At 39.3% G+C, this 17,625-nt stretch carries 14 protein-coding genes; 13 read left to right on the forward strand and 1 reads right to left on the reverse strand.

From position 1 onward, the window contains the following. The first annotated feature begins 87 nt into the window (after positions 1-87). The 5 genes from rfbA (at position 88) to R2R35_RS16390 (ending at position 4,646) form a co-directional block, all read left to right on the forward strand. A complete protein-coding gene (gene rfbA, locus R2R35_RS16370) occupies positions 88-957 on the forward strand; it encodes a glucose-1-phosphate thymidylyltransferase RfbA (protein WP_317730907.1) in 870 nt (289 codons plus the stop codon). Between the two features lie 27 nt (positions 958-984). Continuing rightward, a complete protein-coding gene (gene rfbC, locus R2R35_RS16375) occupies positions 985-1,533 on the forward strand; it encodes a dTDP-4-dehydrorhamnose 3,5-epimerase (RefSeq protein WP_317730908.1) in 549 nt (182 codons plus the stop codon). 79 nt (positions 1,534-1,612) lie between these two features. Next, positions 1,613-2,482: a dTDP-4-dehydrorhamnose reductase gene (rfbD, locus tag R2R35_RS16380; RefSeq protein WP_317730909.1), complete on the forward strand. Its 870-nt coding sequence runs from the start codon at positions 1,613-1,615 to the stop codon at positions 2,480-2,482. 70 nt (positions 2,483-2,552) lie between these two features. Further along, entirely contained in the window at positions 2,553-3,626 is a 1,074-nt protein-coding gene (rfbB, locus tag R2R35_RS16385) for a dTDP-glucose 4,6-dehydratase (RefSeq protein ID WP_317730910.1), read from the forward strand. 204 nt (positions 3,627-3,830) lie between these two features. Continuing rightward, positions 3,831-4,646 (forward strand): cell wall hydrolase, encoded by an 816-nt coding sequence (locus R2R35_RS16390; RefSeq protein ID WP_317730911.1) that lies wholly within the window; start codon positions 3,831-3,833, stop codon positions 4,644-4,646. Positions 4,647-4,844: 198 nt separating this feature from the next. On the opposite strand, the gene R2R35_RS16395 is transcribed toward R2R35_RS16390, so the two are convergent. After that, on the reverse strand, positions 4,845-6,020 hold the full coding sequence (locus R2R35_RS16395) for an ISL3 family transposase (RefSeq protein WP_317730912.1): 1,176 nt from the start codon (positions 6,018-6,020) through the stop codon (positions 4,845-4,847). 283 nt (positions 6,021-6,303) lie between these two features. Between R2R35_RS16395 and R2R35_RS16400 the strand changes: the two genes are divergently transcribed. The 8 genes from R2R35_RS16400 (at position 6,304) to R2R35_RS16435 (ending at position 17,449) form a co-directional block, all read left to right on the forward strand. Continuing rightward, a complete protein-coding gene (locus tag R2R35_RS16400; protein ID WP_317730913.1) occupies positions 6,304-7,215 on the forward strand; it encodes a LacI family DNA-binding transcriptional regulator in 912 nt (303 codons plus the stop codon). 397 nt (positions 7,216-7,612) lie between these two features. Beyond that, positions 7,613-8,950, forward strand: a complete 1,338-nt coding sequence (locus R2R35_RS16405) for a carbohydrate ABC transporter permease (protein ID WP_317730914.1) — start codon at positions 7,613-7,615, stop codon at positions 8,948-8,950. Positions 8,951-9,065: 115 nt separating this feature from the next. Next, entirely contained in the window at positions 9,066-9,887 is an 822-nt protein-coding gene (locus tag R2R35_RS16410; RefSeq protein WP_317730915.1) for a sugar ABC transporter permease, read from the forward strand. A 79-nt stretch (positions 9,888-9,966) separates the two neighbouring features. Then, positions 9,967-11,310, forward strand: a complete 1,344-nt coding sequence (locus R2R35_RS16415) for a sugar ABC transporter substrate-binding protein (protein ID WP_317730916.1) — start codon at positions 9,967-9,969, stop codon at positions 11,308-11,310. After that, positions 11,288-13,207, forward strand: coding sequence for a glycoside hydrolase family 13 protein (locus tag R2R35_RS16420; protein ID WP_317730917.1), 1,920 nt, complete (start codon positions 11,288-11,290; stop codon positions 13,205-13,207). The genes R2R35_RS16415 and R2R35_RS16420 overlap by 23 nt, the downstream gene beginning before the upstream one ends. Before the next feature lie 1,166 nt (positions 13,208-14,373). Beyond that, positions 14,374-15,903: an ATP-binding cassette domain-containing protein gene (locus R2R35_RS16425; protein ID WP_317730919.1), complete on the forward strand. Its 1,530-nt coding sequence runs from the start codon at positions 14,374-14,376 to the stop codon at positions 15,901-15,903. Between the two features lie 104 nt (positions 15,904-16,007). Continuing rightward, positions 16,008-16,613: an HAD family hydrolase gene (locus R2R35_RS16430; RefSeq protein WP_317730920.1), complete on the forward strand. Its 606-nt coding sequence runs from the start codon at positions 16,008-16,010 to the stop codon at positions 16,611-16,613. Positions 16,614-16,702: 89 nt separating this feature from the next. Continuing rightward, complete coding sequence (locus tag R2R35_RS16435) at positions 16,703-17,449, forward strand: hypothetical protein (protein WP_317730921.1); 747 nt, start codon at positions 16,703-16,705, stop codon at positions 17,447-17,449. Positions 17,450-17,625 lie beyond the last annotated feature (176 nt).

Consider the following 17,625-nt stretch of genomic DNA (forward strand, 5'->3'; position numbering starts at 1 on the left):
GAGATGCACACAAGAAATAATGGAATATTTCAGAAAGGAAAGCTATGTTACGAAGCTGCAAAACGTATTATAGCAGGGTAGCACAAGATGAAAGGAATCATATTAGCAGGCGGCTCAGGAACCAGATTATTTCCGGTTACAAAGGCAGTGTCCAAACAGATACTTCCTATCTATGACAAACCAATGATCTATTATCCACTGTCAGTTTTGATGCTGGCGGGTATCAGAGAGGTGCTTATCATCTCCACTCCCAGGGATCTGCCGGTTTTTGAAGAATTATTAGGAGACGGTTCAGAGCTTGGAATGAAATTTGCTTATGCTGTTCAAGAAGAACCCAGAGGGTTGGCAGAAGCATTTATTATTGGTGAAGAATTCATTGGAGAAGACAAGGTAGCTCTTATTCTGGGAGATAATATTTTCTATGGAAGAAGTTTTACAGGTACCCTGAAAAGAGCCGTTGAACGTAAAGAAGGTGCTACAATCTTCGGCTATTATGTAAAAGATCCGAAAGCCTATGGTGTAGTGGAGTTCAATGAACTGGGACAGGCTATATCAATTGAAGAAAAACCTGAAAAACCTAAGTCAAATTATGCGGTTCCCGGTCTATACTTCTATGATAATGAGATCATACAGATTGCAAAGACAATTAAACCTTCTGCCAGAGGTGAGCTGGAAATCACATCAGTGAACAATGTTTATCTGGAAAAAGGAAAGCTTCAGGTTGAGACCATGGGCAGAGGAATGGCATGGCTTGATACCGGCGGGCATGATTCTCTTCTGGAGGCTTCAAACTTTGTGGCTTCCATTCAGAAAAGGCAGGGACTTTATATATCATGTATTGAAGAAATTGCCTATAGGAACGGATTTATCAGCAAAGAGCAGCTGATTAAGCTGGCAGGTCCGCTTCTTAAGACCGAATATGGCAAATATCTGATAGATGTTTCAAACGGGTTATAACAAGCAGCGGGAGGAATAAGAAAGATAATGGGACAGTTTCAATTTACACCTTTAAAGATAGAAGGTCTGTTCATAATAGAACCAAAATGTTTCGGAGATAACAGAGGTTATTTTCTTGAGACTTATAATTACGAGGATTTCTGTAAGGCTGGAATAAAAGAGGTCTTTGTACAGGATAACCAGTCCCTGTCGTGTAAAGGAGTTCTAAGAGGACTTCATTACCAGAAGAATTTTCCCCAGGGCAAACTGGTAAGAGTTATAAAAGGAGAAGTATTTGATGTTGCGGTGGACATTAGAAAGGATTCCAAGACTTTTGGCCAGTGGCATGGAGAAATCTTAAGTGCAGAGAACAAAAAGCAGTTTTTTATACCGGGCGGCTTTGCACATGGGTTTCTTGTACTGTCTGATGAAGCAGAGTTTGTTTATAAATGTACAGATTTCTACCATCCGGAGGACCAGGAGGGTATCAGGTATAACGATCCGGACATTGGGATCGAATGGCCTGTTGAAGCTGAGCTGGACATAATCCTGTCAGAAAAAGATAAGATTAACGGCGGTCTTAAAAGCATATTGTAAAAAGAAGAGAGCAATCGCAAGAAGTATGCTGTCTGTTATGAAAGCAAACAGATCAGCTTAAAGGAAAGGTTAAGGACATATGGAACGCAGAATACTAATAACCGGTGCTAACGGGCAGCTGGGACGTGCTGTAAATCAGCTTTTAAAAGACAGGGAAGAATATTCACTGATAAATACCAGCTTATCTGAATCATCGGCATACTGCCCGATTAAATTAGATATAACCAATCCCATGGGAGTCATGAATCTGATACAGGAAATAAGACCGCAGGTAATTATTAACTGCGCAGCACATACACAGGTGGATTTATGTGAAAGTGATCAGGAGAGAGCTTATGCTATTAATGCCCTTGGCCCGAAGCATCTGGCAGAAGCCGCTCAGGCAGTGGAAGCGAGGCTGATACATATCTCTACAGATTATGTATTTAACGGTGAGAAAGAAGAACCTTATAATGAGGAAGATGCTACAGAACCCAAGAGCGTCTATGGTTCAACCAAGCTTGCCGGTGAGGAATTTGTAAAGAGTATCTGTGAGAACCATCAGATCGTTCGTACAGCCTGGTTATATGGAGAAGGAAAGAACTTTATCAGAACCATGCTCCGCCTGGCAGAAGAAGGAAAAGATATCAGAGTCGTCAGTGATCAGGTGGGATCACCTACCAGTGCCCTTGAATTGGCAAGAGCTCTGATTTTTCTCATGGACAGAGAGGAGCTTGGAATATTCCATGCAGCCTGCGACGGTGTTACCAACTGGTATGAATTTGCCCTGGAAATATTTCATATGGCAGATATCAAGGTCAATGTGGAGCCAATAACCACAGAAGATTACCGAACAGCAGCAAAAAGACCCGCATTTTCCGTCCTTGAAACAAAAAGGCTAAAAGAAATGGGCTTTTATATGAAACACTGGAAAGTTGCACTGAAAGAATATATGGAAATGCAATCCTAGAGAATTTGAAGGATTTCAGTTTCAATATCCTGATTTGCATGTGTGCCAGAGCACACAGAGAGGAGATAATATGAGAACATATCTGGTTACCGGCGGAGCGGGTTTTATAGGATCTAATTACATACACTATATGTTTGAGACTTACGGACAGGATATCCATATAATTAATCTGGATGATTTGACTTATGCCGGAAATCTTGAGAATTTAAAGGCCATCGAGAAGAATCCGAATTATACCTTTATCAAAGAGGATATCAGAAATAAAGAAGCTGTACTTAAAATATTTCAAAAATATAACATCGACAGAGTGGTACATTTTGCTGCTGAAAGCCATGTTGACAGAAGCATCCGTAACCCGGAGGTCTTTGTAAGTACCAATGTAATGGGAACCCTTAACCTGTTAACTGCTGCAAAAAGCACCTGGGAGACAGAAGAGGGCTACAAAGAGGATAAGAAATATCTGCAGGTATCCACAGATGAAGTCTATGGTTCCTTGGAAGAAGGGGATACCTATTTCTATGAATCGACTCCTTTGGATCCGCACAGTCCTTATTCTGCCAGCAAAGCTTCTGCTGATATGCTGGTAAAAGCATATATGGATACTTTCGGTTTTCCGGCAAATATTACAAGGTGCAGTAATAATTACGGACCTTATCAATTTCCAGAGAAGTTGATTCCTCTTATGATCAATAATTGCCTGAAAGGGGAAAAGCTTCCTGTATACGGTGATGGAAAGAACGTAAGAGACTGGTTATATGTAAGAGATCATGCCAAAGCCATTGATCTGGTTATGGAAAAAGGAAAACTCCATGAGGTCTACAATGTGGGTGGACATAATGAGAAGCAAAACTTAGAAATTATTGCACTGATCCTTGATACCTTACAGGAACTGCTGCCGGAAGGTGATGCAAGAAAAGCTCATATAAATGAAGAACTTATTAAATATGTTACAGATAGAAAAGGCCATGACAGACGTTACGCAATCGCACCGGACAAAATCAGGGATGAAATCGGGTGGGAGCCTGAGACTGCTTTTAAGGATGGCATACGCCTTACAATACAGTGGTATCTGGAAAACAGCCAGTGGATGGACAGGGTAACAAGCGGAGAATACCAGGGATATTACCAGGAAATGTACCAATAATTTCCTGCTGATGTCAACTTTAAGGCAAAAACATTACAGAATTATTACAAAATAGTAGAGAAAAGCTTGCAATCCTAATTTTGGTATGATATAATTGTTACATAATTATTAATTGATTATTATAGGACTTTAACATTTGACAAAAAAACCTGTAATAATTGTAAGAAAAAATTATGTGGCTGATGCCAACAATAAGGAGTCCTTATGAAATTCAGAAAGTTACTATTGTGTATGTTAGCTGGAATATTTTTAGCAGGTTTCGCTAATATATACACATATGCAGCAGAAGAAGATCAAAATATCGCAACTACAGCAGACACTACAAAAGAAACAGCGGAAGTACCCAGTACAGAAGCTGACACTGATAAAACAACTGTAACAGAGAATACGGAAACAGAAGTTTCCAAGCAGGAAGACACTGCGAAGGATACAACTGCAGAGGTTGCTACCGTAACAGAAGATAAAGAAGCACAGTCAGATAAAACAACTGAAACAGAGAAGAAAACTACTAAGACCACTGAGAAGGCAGCAGTTAAGAAATCAACAACAAAAGCTGCCACAAAGACAACTGCAAAGACAACAACAAAAACCACAGCAAAGAAAACTGCAGAAAAGAAAGTAACGGTTAACTACAGTAAATCAGAATTAAGATTACTTTCCACGTTAATTTACTGTGAAGCAGGCGGCGAAAGCTATAACGGAAAACTTGCAGTAGGCATCGTAGTAATGAACAGGGTAAGAGCTTCTGCTTTTCCTGATTCAGTGAAATCTGTAATATATCAGAAATACCAGTTTGGACCGGTAACAAACGGTGCCTTGAACAAAGCTTTATCTGAATACGATGCAGGCAAATTTACCTCTTCAAGAGAGAAAGAATGCATTAAAGCTGCAAAAGAAGCATTAAGTGGTGTTAAGAGTATTACAGTAAGCGGTAAATCTAAGAGTTTCGGAAGTTATTTGTTTTTCAGCGGAAGATTAAGTGGTTCCACTTATAAGCTGGGGAATCATCAGTTTAAATAAATATAAAATAGATGCTGTTATAATTGTCTGAGAAGGACAGTTGTAGCAGCTTTTTTGAGGCTCTGTGTCAATAGTTGGGGTGGGATTCTTTGAATCCCGCTCCATTGCTATATTTAGAGCTATTTTGGTAATTACATCTATAATTGATGTTTCTGGGCATGCCAAATAAGCCTCTTAATTTTACGTCGTCCAATCTAATCAAATAGAGCAGTGTATTATTCTTGTTCGAAAACGTTTGAAGTTTCGGACTCCAAAAGATATTCTCTTGAGTACCTTGATTTTATTATTATAGCCTTCGGTGGGGCCATTCGTGTATTTATACTTGAGGGCATTTAGTATTCCTTCTGACCAGTTTCGGTATGTCTTTGCACATTCTTCAAATTCGGGAATTCCTGATTTTTCAGCTGCCTTAACCCAATCCCAGAAAGCTGTTCGCTGATAGGAATATTTCTCGTTCTGGCAAATATCATAGAACCATTCCTTTAGAAAATGGGCTTTCCGTAGATCATCATTATAAAGTAGCATAAGATCACAGGCCTTTTTGTTCTCTTCCTTTAATTTTTTGTAACGAGTTAAAATTAGCCTACGGCTTCTCTTATAGTACTTTCTTAAGTTTGCAGGCATTGTTTTTTGGAGCCTTTTTCTGACGTTTTCAATGGCCCATGTAACGTATCTTATGAAATAATATTTATCAATGATAATGATTGCGTTAGGGAAGTATGCCTTTGCCAGATTTACATAAGGTTCCCACATATCACAAACGAAGAATTTTACGCGGTAGCGTTCCGCGCGATTCATTTCTCTAAAATAGGAACTTAAGTGGCTCTGCGTTCTGTCTGGTAAGATGTCTAATATACGGTGTTTTCTGGCATCTGTAAGAATGCATTGATATTTACCGGCATCCGTATTTCCCTTAAATTCATCAATGGATATGCATTCTGGAAGAGAGGGGGCAGGATAACTAACGGTGTCCAAAAGCCTAGTAACAGTACTTACCGATACATTCGTAGCTTCCGCAACGGACTTGATACTTACGAGATTTCTGAGCTGGTCAATAATCTTATAGGAGAGCCGTAAGGTACGCCGTTGATAAGAAGGAAGAAAAGGATATTTTTCAGTAAACTTTTTCCCACACTTACAAATATATCGCCTTTTCTTAAGGACTAAGTATGTATCTTTCATCTGAAAAGGGAGATCCTTAATATGCTGGTAACGGTAATCGTGAATGCGTTTGGTTTGGTTACCGCAGGATGGGCAAGTCTGAAAGGAAGGATTAGTCTCAATAAATACCCTAACATGGTGATCACCATGAACAATTTTTTTAATAAAAATATCTTCTAAATTTAAAAGATTCTTGGTACAATTAGAGTGCATCTATATAAAACCTCCTTTTAAAATGTGTGTTTTGGACGACGTTCATTCTATAAGAGGCTTTGTATAGATGTATTTTAATATAAACTTAACAATGTTGGAAGTATGTTTTTAACATACCCCAACATTTATTATAGAACCTTTGATTTCAGGGTATATACAAGATAATTGTTACGTCAAATCCATGAAGAGTTGTTTGGCTGAGGAAATAGATTGTGACAAATTGACAGGTGAAAGTGGGAATGATATACTTAACCGCATAAGTTAAGTGACGGGGAGGATATGAATGTCGGAGAAGCGTATTACCATGAAAGATATAGCAGCAGAAGCAGGAGTTTCCACGGCAACGGTTTCTTATGTGCTGAATTATTCAGAAAAAGAGAGAATCAGCCATGAAACGAGAATGCGTATTTTTGAAGCAGCCAATAAATTGAAGTATGTTCCTAACATGACTGCGAAATCTCTGGCAAGTCAAAGAAGTTATCTGGTTGGAATCATAATTAATCTGGGAGGACAGGATAAGAAAAGTAAGATCTATCAATATTACGACCTTGCCAGAGAAATTCAACGAAGCCTGTATCCAAAGGGGTATGATGTTGTATTGATATCAACGCAGGAAATGGAAAAAGACTTTACCATAGGGCAGAAACGTTCGCTGGATGCGGTATTTATAATGGATATGGAGGAAGAAAGTATGAAAGCAATTGCTTCCCATTACTATGTGCCTGCTATCTTTATTGAAGGATATATTGAGGACCCTATATTCTGCAAGATTCTGACTTGTTATGAGAGTGTTCTGATTCAGGCGGAAGAGCAGCTGGGCAGCAGCTTTTATGTTGTTATGGAGGACCATGCCAATAAAAATGTATTACAGACCATAGCGAAGAAAATACCGCCGGAAAATATCTTCGTAAATCATAATGATGCAAGTCTGATTCAGTTTCTTAAGGAACATCATAACCAAAAGGGACTTATAATCGGAGAGATACTTGGTATGCAGGTAGAAAACTACGTCGATAACCGTAATATCTCAGTGGTAGTCAATTCAGCGAAAGATATTATGCTGCTACCAGACACGAAGACCATCGTAATCAGCAACAAAGAGAAAGCCCAAAAGGCAGTAGAAATAATGGACCGGATGCTGCGGCTTGATAACCCCGACGAGGTAGAGAGAATAACTTACATACGACCTATGTAAGGTAAAAGTGCTAATAAGGGAAGAGAAATCGTGATTTTGAACAAAATACGGTTTCTTCTTTTTTTTGGTTACAATTCTTTAAGTACTTAACAAAAAGCAGAGAAACGCGAAAGTAATGAAAAATATTCCTTCGCAAAAATTGATTCCTACTTAACAAACGGACGTTAAGTGCGTTAAGTAAAAATAGTACAAAATAACATTTGTATAATTTGTTGAAAGTGTATAAAATGCACAAATATGATTGACGTATTAAACGATAATGTCTATAATTACAGTAGGTTAAGCGCATAAGTTGAAATTAAGTGTAAGAAGTAGTTCAAATAAAATAATGTGGTTATTCCTATCTGATTATAACATTAACAGTCATAGAGATGAACTTTAAGGAAGCAGGTGTGATGTGAAAAAGTACAAAGCGTTAAGTCTCTCACTATTGATATGGGGCAGCGGACAATTTCTGGTATGCAGGCAAAAAATAAAAGGACTGTTTTTTTTGCTATTACAGCTGTTATTTATAGGTATTGAATTATTTAGCGGCTATTGGCTCCAATATGCTGGTGGTCTCATTTCTGATTTCTCAATAAGGCTACACGGAGGTTTTTTTACAAAAGGGATATGGGGACTTATCACCTTGGGAGAAAAAATCGGTGGAAAATACGGTGACCACTCGACGATGTTATTGATAAGGGGAGTCATTGCTCTGTTTGTAATTATTTTATTTCTGCTGGTTTACTTCTGGAACCTAAAGGATGCTTATTGCTCTGGTTTGCAGATAGACAGAAGTGGTACATATACAGATATAAAAGAGGATTTGAGAAGATTTTACAGCATCAATTTTGCTTATATCGTGTTAATACCCATTGGTATAGCATTTTTATTTATTGTAGTAATGCCCATTGTATTCTCTGTGCTGACTGCTTTTTTAAATTACAACAGAGATCACCTGCCACCGGGAAAACTGTTGGATTGGGTGGGCTTAGCCAATTTTAGAAAGCTGTTTACGGTTCCTATCTGGTCCCATACCTTTTTTAAAGTGTTAGTCTGGACGATACTCTGGACCTTTATCGGAACAATGACCACCTATTTCTTTGGAATGCTCCAGGCATTGATTCTTAATCATCCAGTCGTACGCTGTAAGAATGTCTTTCGGACGATTCTCATTTTACCTTGGGCGATTCCACAGATGGTATCTCTGCTGGTTTTTAGAAACCTCTTAAACGGACAGTTTGGACCCGTGAATCAGGCTCTCTTAAATCTTGGATTAATTTCAGAGAATATTCCCTTCTTATCCGATCCGTTTATTGCAAAGCTTTCTATAATCATTGTAAACCTGTGGCTGGGTTTTCCAATCTTTATGGTTATGATGCTTGGCGTATTTGCTAATCTGGATCAGAGCCTCTTTGAAGCGGCAGCCATAGATGGGGCAAATAAATACCAAAGCTTTTTAAGGATTACCCTGCCATTGGTGTTCCAGGCAACAGCAGCGAACCTGATAATGAGTATGGCAGGTAATTTTAATGCCTTTGGAGCGATTTATTTCCTGACCCAGGGTGGTCCCAACAACCCGGATATGCAATTTGCGGGAAGCACAGATATCTTGATTTCCTGGATATATAAATTGACACTGAACCAACAAATGTATGATATTGCGGCAGTTATGAGCGTGCTGCTCTTTCTCTTCGTAGGTGCTGTTTCTTTCTGGAATTTCAGGAGAACCGTATCCTTTAAAGAGTTATAGGAGGGAAAGGTTAAAGGAAACTACTAAAATAATGAAAGGATGCCACGGAGGATTTTTCATCCTTTTATTTGTGGCAGTACTGCAAGCGAACTTGTGGTATGCAAGGGGTATAAGAATGAAGAAAAAGCTTACTGTATTTTTATTGCATGCGGAACTTATCCTGATGTCTTTTATCGTTCTGATTCCGGTTATGTGGATTATACTGTCCTCCTTTCAAAGAGGCAGCGGACCGCCGGTTGCAATAAACTTGAAGGGATTGACACTTGATAACTATAACCGGCTGTTTTCAGAAACCAGTTATTTTTTATGGTTCTATAATACCTTTAAAATTGCATTAGCCAATATGGTATTGTCCGTACTGTTAATTATGATAACTGCCTGGATAATGTCCAGATTCCTGTTCAGAGGCCGTAAAGCAGGATTAATGGCAATTATGATCTTATCCATGTTTCCTACCTTCTTGTCCATGACGGCAATCTACACCTTGTTTCTCACTTTGGGATTAGTGGGGAAATCCATATCCCTGATTATTGTATATGCAGTGGGAGCGATACCGTACAATACCTGGCTGGTTAAAGGATACTTAGACGGGGTGCCAAAGGCTATTGATGAAGCGGCTTATATGGATGGCTGTACCAGGTTTCAAACCTTTCGAAAAGTTATCCTTCCCATGTCAAAACCAATCATTACCTATTGCGCAGTATCTCAGTTTATGCTGCCGTGGATGGATTATATCCTGCCAAACATCCTACTGTCAGGGGACAGGAGCAGGACGCTTGCAGTTGGACTCTTTGCGCTGATAAACGGAAAAGAGAGCATCAACTTTACGGTATTCGCCTCAGGTGCTGTCTTAATAGCAGTCCCTATTACAATCATATTTATAATCTTTCAGAAATATCTGGTACAAGGGGTTTCAGCGGGAGCTGACAAAGGCTGATAATCTGAAAGTTCTATAAAAAGAAAAAAATAAGAGAAGCAGATTTTGTGCCGCCTTTGGCGGGAGAATGGAGGAAAATATGAAATTAAGAAAAATCCTTAGTATTTTACTGGTAGCAGTGATGCTTGCGGGAGTATTCGGTGGCTGCAGCAGAAACATTCCGACGGAACAAGAAGTAAACGAGACAGGGGGTCAGTCAGTTAACGGTTCGGAGAATCAGACAGACGCAAAAGGTACACAAGCCCCCGAAGTTCAGGGGGGCGGGGAAATCATACCGGAAGAAGGCGCTAAGCTGAACTTTTGGACTTTGTCTGGTTACCTGGAGTATGGTAAAGCAGTAGCTGAATTATTTGAGGAAAAATACGGGGTAACGGTTGAAGTTCAAGAGAATGGACTGGATTCTGTTAATAAGATGATGTTAGACGGACCTTCCGGTAATGGTGCGGATATATTCATGGCTGCACATGATTCCTTTGCAACGGCTAAAGATGCAGGGATTTTAGCAGAATTCAGTGAAACAGCGTCCGCTGTCGTAAAGGATAAAATAAACGAAACTGCTGTTAAAACGGTAACCTCAGAAGGTAAAATCTATGGTATCCCGGTTTCAATCGAAACGTATGCATTGCTTTATAATAAAGCGCTGGTAACAGGAGAACCGGCTTCCACCTTTGAGCAGATTAGAGAAGAAGCTTTAGCGTATAATAATGCAGGAGAGAATAAATTCTGGTACCTGACAGTTCCTACAGATGGTTATCCGGCATTTCCTTTTCTTAGTCTCTATGGTTTCCAACTTTTTGGAGCTGACGGTTCGGAGGGAGATAATCCGGGATTTGATACACCTGAATTCCTCAAAGGGCTGGAGACAATAGCATCTTTAAAAGAGATTATTCCTATTAAAGCAGATGACTTGAAAATGGAAACCATGTCACTATTAGAGCAGAATTTCAAAGACGGAAAAACAGCATATTATCCTATCGGACCCTGGCTGATTAAATCCTTAAAGGAAGAAAACATTGATTTTGGAGTAACAGTACTGCCAACCTTGGACGGAAAACCCATGAGATCCTTCAGTGCAGTTCAGAATGCTTATGTATCAGCATATACGAAATATCCCAATGCAGCAGAATTATTTGCAACCTTTTTGACCAGTGATGATGCGGCAGCACTTTTATATAGTAAATCCTATAAGATTACGGCCAACAAAGATATTATAAAAGTAGAAGGCTTAAAAGATGACGAACAGTTAAGAGTATTTTGCGAGGAATTCACCAAATCTGTTCCAATGCCTAGCACCAAGAGGATATCATATTACTGGACGATTGCCCAAAGTGTATTAAGTGCTGTATTTGATGGAACTCTGACACCGGAAGAGGGAGCCCAAAAGGCACAGAAGGATTTTGATGCCCTGGTTGCCAGTGAATAAGACCGGGTACAAGAAAACAATGAAAAGTGAGGAAAGTGCTATGTTATTTTCAGCCCTTATACATGACCCCAAAAGCGCACTGTCCTATGCCTATGATGAGAATACGCTGCATCTCAGGCTGAAAACGGCCCGAGGAGAAGTAAAAGAAGCCAAAGTGCTGGCAGTAGATCCCTTTAACTGGATTCCCAGAGGGGATGGTACACCGATATATGACTTTGATAAAAGCTCAGTGAAACATATTGCTATGGTAAAAGAGCAGGTGACCGCAAACCATGACTGTTGGTTTGCTGAAATACCTGACATCAACTGGAAGAGGACAAAATATTGCTTTGTAATCAGCAATGATACCGAAAAATACCAGATCGGAAGCCGTAGCCGCATACCCTATTCCGAAGAAGACGAGGTGCTCTACAACTTAAGCAACTATTATAATTATCCATACATTAATGAGGAGGACTTATACAAAGCACCGGAATGGGTGACGGAAACCGTATGGTATCAGATATTTCCGGAGCGGTTCTGTAATGGAACTCCTGGGGATGAAAGAGATGTCCTGCCTTGGGGAAGTGATGCCCTTGACGGCTATGACAAGAAATTCGGAGGAAATCTGGCAGGAATAATAGAAAAGCTTGATTATATAAAGGATACCGGATTTACTGGCATTTATTTAAATCCCATTTTTAAGTCCCCAAGCTCACATAAATATGATACAACAGACTATTATACTATAGATCCTGATTTCGGAGATAATGAAACATTTGGTCTACTGGTAGAGGAAGCCCATAAACGTGGCATAAAGATAATGCTGGATGCAGTATTTAACCATTGCGGCTTTCACCATCCATTCTGGCAGGACGTATTAAAGAATGGAATAAACTCCAGGTACTACGACTGCTTTTATATCCTTGATCCGGAAAAACCATATTATACCGGAGAACTAAGAAATGGTCAGCCTCAGGACTGCCCCAAAGAAGAACTGAACTATCGGACTTTTGCCTATGCTCAGACTATGCCAAAGTGGAATACCGGAAATCCTATAGCCCGGGAATATCTTCTTGATGTGGCAGCTTATTGGATAAATGAATATCACATAGATGCTTGGAGACTGGATGTATCAAACGAGATTTCCCATGATTTCTGGCGGGCATTCCGGAAGAAAATAAAAACCATTGATCCCGAGGTATATATTTTGGGGGAAAATTGGGATAATTCCTATCCATGGCTCCAGGGAGACCAGTTTGACGGTGTAATGAACTATGAATTTACCGCTCCGGTCTGGAATTTCTTTGGAACAGAGGAAAAAGGAGCTTTGAAGCTCCATGCCAAGGAATTCAAAGAAGCCATCAGCAGTCTCTTGACAGCTTATCCCAAGCATGTAACCAATAACCTCTATAACCTTCTGGACAGTCATGACACCGAACGCATACTGCATGTAGTTAAGGGTAATCAGGACATAGCAAAGCTGGCATACATATTCCTGATGACTTACCCTGGAACCCCCTGTATCTATTATGGAAGTGAAATCGGAATGGGAGGCGGAGAGCACAGTAACAGGCAGTGTATGATCTGGGAGGAAGAACGGCAGAATAAAGAACTTTATACTTTGATCAGAATCCTGATTCGCCTGAGGAAAGAAAAAGAAAGCTTTCGTACGGAAAACTTCCAATGGATTGAAGGAAACGCTTCTGCAGATACTATAATCTATAAAAAAACTACGCCTACGGAAACCCTCTATGTAGTGCTCCACAAGGAAGAAACCTCCGAGCTATTAAGTCTGCCGCAAGAATTAATCGGATTGGTTTGTCTGGATCCTATAAGTGCAAGTGAGGTAATCCTTGGTGAAAGTATTGAATTATTACCATATGACTTTAGATTGTATACTGTAAAGCATGGATAAATAATAAGTATAAGTGAATTTATGGAATATTAATGGGTAAGGGTAAGGATTAAGGGTTCAATCTGGATTTTGGCAAGGGGACGGTAAAATACGCAAAGCAGAAAAAACTTATGCTTCAATTCCAAGGCATAAGAAGTCCTAGTCTCTGAAAATTTTGTGCTTGACATATTATAAAACAGATAACTCGCTGCGCTCAAACAATCTGATTTATAATATAGCACAATATTTTCAGAGACAAGGACATCTAATGCCTTTCCATAGGCGCATTCGTTCTTTCTGCTTTGTGTATTTTACCTGAACTCTTTGGAATATATTCAAGAACTATCAGACGAGAAGTTTCAAGATACAACGATAAATGTCCAAATCTATTATAAAATAAAGTAGCAATGGAAAGATAAGCAGATGATTTTGAGTACTGTTTGGGAGTTTTGTATTGAGAGGTTCCTTATGACACTTAAGTGGCAGAAACTGCGTATAGGTTAAATTGTGCCACTGTCTGAGCGCACTAACAAAATATATTTATATAAGGTCACAGCGAGTTTGGCACAATTTCACCTGTCCTGAGCAGTTGCTGGCACTTTAGTGGAATAAGGAACCACGAACAACAAAACGCACAAACAGTACTCAAAATCATCGTCCGTCCCCAACCCCCCCCAACCCGCCCGAATCCTGCCACTGATTTATCAAATGAAAATAAACATTTGACTAAAACCTCTCCCTATGCTACAATACTTTTGTTGTAAGTTACTGGAACAATTTCAGAAAGGATAAGAATACCTCTGTCAGAGAGTATTCCGTGTAAAAGAGAAATGAATAGAACATTCAATCACAGCCAATTGAATAATGACTTTTTATACGGAATGTTTATGACCGTCTGATAATTATTGTTTCCTCAGCTTAACAGCTCTCACAATCAGTGCCGATGCTTCAAGGGCATTAGTATACCTTATTGCAGGTAAGGATATTATAATAATTGAATCACTCAGCTAGTGAACATTTTCCGGAGGGAAGATGTTTTTTTATTGCCCAAAAATAATTGAAGTGCACATTAAACGATAAGTTGAAGTAGGTTTTTGCATCTTCCCAATAGGAACAGTCATTTAATCAAGTAGTATGACCGGAAAAAAATATCAACTTATATTGTTGGATTTGAGAGGAGAATGTGTATGTTGGATATAAGAAATGTAACGATAACAAACCGAGAAGATAACAGATGTATTATCAAGGAGTTTAATTTTACCCTGAACCGTGGACAGAAAGCTGTAATCATAGGGGAAGAGGGGAATGGTAAGAGTACTTTATTAAAGTTTATTTATGACAAGACACTCATTGAGGATTATTGTGATTATACCGGACAGGTAACTTCTGGTGTCAGGTGCGGGTATCTAAAGCAGGAAGCTGATGAAGAATGGCTCAAGATGAGTCCGGCTGAGTATTTGAAAGAGGTTGATATTTATAGTATCCGGGATGAAAATATCTGGGCTTTTAATCCTGACCCGGTAATGATAGCATCGGAAGACCCCATAAAGAACTTGTCCGGAGGTGAGAGGGTAAAACTGCAGTTACTAAAATTACTGGCAGATGAACCGGATGTACTTCTATTGGATGAGCCGACCAATGATCTTGACATAGGATCACTTACCTGGCTGGAGGATTTTATTAACCGGACAGATAAGCCGGTTCTTTATGTATCTCATGATGAAACCTTGATAGAACATACTGCTAATGTTATAATTCATTTAGAGCAGTTGAAGAGAAAGACGGAACCTCATTATTCTGTTAGCTATATGTCCTATGATGAATATAAAAATCAGAGATCCTCTTCTCTGGCAAAGCAGGAAATGACTGCGAGGAAACAAAGAGAAGAGTATGAGGATAAAATGGATCGCTTCCGTCAGATCTATGATAAAGTTGAGCACCAGCAAAATGCCATAACCAGGGCAAATCCAGCCGGAGGCAGACTGCTTAAGAAGAAGATTAAGAGTCTTAAGTCTCAGGAAAAACGTTATGAGAAAGAGAAAGATGATTTTCTCGAAATACCGGATACGGAAGATGCCATTCTCTATGATTTTCCGGATACCATTAAGATTCCAAGAGGAAAACGAATTATCGAGTTCAAACTGGGAGAGCTAAAGGTAGGAGAAGGAACAGAGGAGAGAATTCTGTCCCAGGATATATACCTTCGTGTAATGGGACCGGAGCATATTGCTATCATTGGTGATAATGGTACCGGTAAGACTACTCTGCTTCGTAAGATTGCTGCAGAGCTCCTTAATAGAACGGATATTAAGGCTGCGTATATGCCTCAGAATTATGAAGAGGTATTAGATTACAAGAAGACTCCTATTGAATTCCTTACCACCAGCGGACAAAAAGAGGATATTACCAAAGCCTTCACTTATATGGGAGGCATGAAATTCACCAGAGATGAAATGGAACACACAATTGGTGAATTAAGCGGAGGACAGAAGGCAAAGCTTATTCTGTTAAAGATGATATTGGAAGGTGTTGAGGTTCTGATACTTGATGAGCCCACCAGAAATCTAAGCCCCCTTTCCAATCCGGTAATCAGAGGAGTGCTGGCCTCCTACAAAGGTGCAATTATAAGCGTTACCCATGATAGAAAGTATATGGAGGAAGTTGCGGAGAAGCTCTACAAGCTGACAGAAAAGGGTCTCATAGAAAAACTGAAGTAAGTGCTCTGCTACTATATAAAGTAACCACATACTTAAAGTATATTGTATTTATCCTACAAAAAATGAGGTCCTTTAACGCTCTGTAACAAAGAGAGGAGAGCAGAATGATAAATACGGTTGTGTTGGATATCGGGCAGGTACTTGCAGCCTTTCGATGGGAAGATTATCTGAGAGACTGCGGTTATGATACAATTACAAGAGAGAAGGTGGCGAAAGCCACCGTACTCTCCCGTTATTGGGGAGAGCAGGATAGAGGTGCACTTCCTGAAGCTGAGATAATCAGAGCATGTTGCGAATTAGACCCTTCTGTGGAAACGGAAATAAAGAAGCTGTTTGAAGATATCACAAAAACGGTAATTGAGTTTCCTTATGCAAAGGAGTTTATCAGAAAACTTAAGAATAATGGTTACAAGGTTTATTTGCTCTCCAATTATGGTGAAAGAAATTTTGCCTATGCGAAAGAACATTTTACCTTTATACCGGAAGCAGACGGTGGAGTTATTTCCTACGAAGTAAAATACATAAAACCAGAGCCTGAGATTTACGAATTCCTAATAGCCAAATATGGTTTTGAGCCTGCGGAGGCAGTATTTCTGGATGATTCGAAAGCGAATCTGGAAGGCGCTAAAAAGTTTGGCTTTCACACTGTGTTGGTAACAGAGCATGAGCAGGCACTCAGGGATCTGAGAAGTCTGGGAGTAAAGATATAAAGGCATGAAGACAAAGAGAAAACAAAAATATTCAACTTATAAAGCAATAGAAACAGTTTCCTGTTGCAGAAAGATTGGAGGAAAGTAGAATGAAAACAAGAAGAATCATTCTTTTAGTATGCATAGCCATGGCAGGTGTTCTGTTGATGTCCTGCCGTAAGGATAAAAAGGAAGAAGAACCGGTAGTAGTTACAGTGACACCAAGCCCTACAATCGAGGCAACTCCGGAAGTTTCACCGACTCCTGCAGTTACGGAAGAACCGGAGGAAGAAGAGGGAGAAGAGCTTACTGACCAGCAGGCTATAGAAAAAATAGAAGCTATCTTGGGAGAGGAAAACTATTACTTTGAATTACTGGACGATCATTTGAATGTAAGTGACAGATTATATTATATCTTTGAAGTGAGCGACGGTGTAAATGTAATTGAACCTAATATCATCGTGGATAAATTAAATGGTGAAGTACTCTGTTATAATAGCGATGGAACGACAGCACCATTTACGGAACATCCATTATATAATAAGGCAGGTTCTACGGAAGGTCAGGAGGAAAGTACGGAGGATAAGGGAATCGGGAAAGAGCAGGCCCTTAAGCTGTTAAGTGAGATACCTCATAAAACCCTTCAATTATCCAAGGAATTGAAGGAATATGTTATCATCTATGATGACTGGCCTTCTAATATTAAAGGGAATGAATGCTATGGTATTAATGTCCATGAAAAAGGGGATGCAAAAAATACTTTGGCAGGAGTATTTTATGTGGCATTAGACGGTAGTAAAATATATCTGTATGATACCGTAGAAGATAAGGAAATCGATATAACACCGAAGAAATAAATAATGGTTCAAGCAGAAGATAGTGGGTCAGAATAATTGTATAATTAAAAGCCGCTGCCATTTTAGTAAAAACTGTTGTAGAAATCGTTAACTTCATTGGAAATTACAAAACAAAAGTACTGTAAAATATATGTACTTATATGGAAGTTTTTATTTTTATGAAGTACTTAAGTATA

The sequence above is a fragment of the Anaerocolumna sp. AGMB13020 genome, from assembly GCF_033100115.1.
Taxonomy (GTDB): Bacteria; Bacillota; Clostridia; order Lachnospirales; family Lachnospiraceae; genus Anaerocolumna.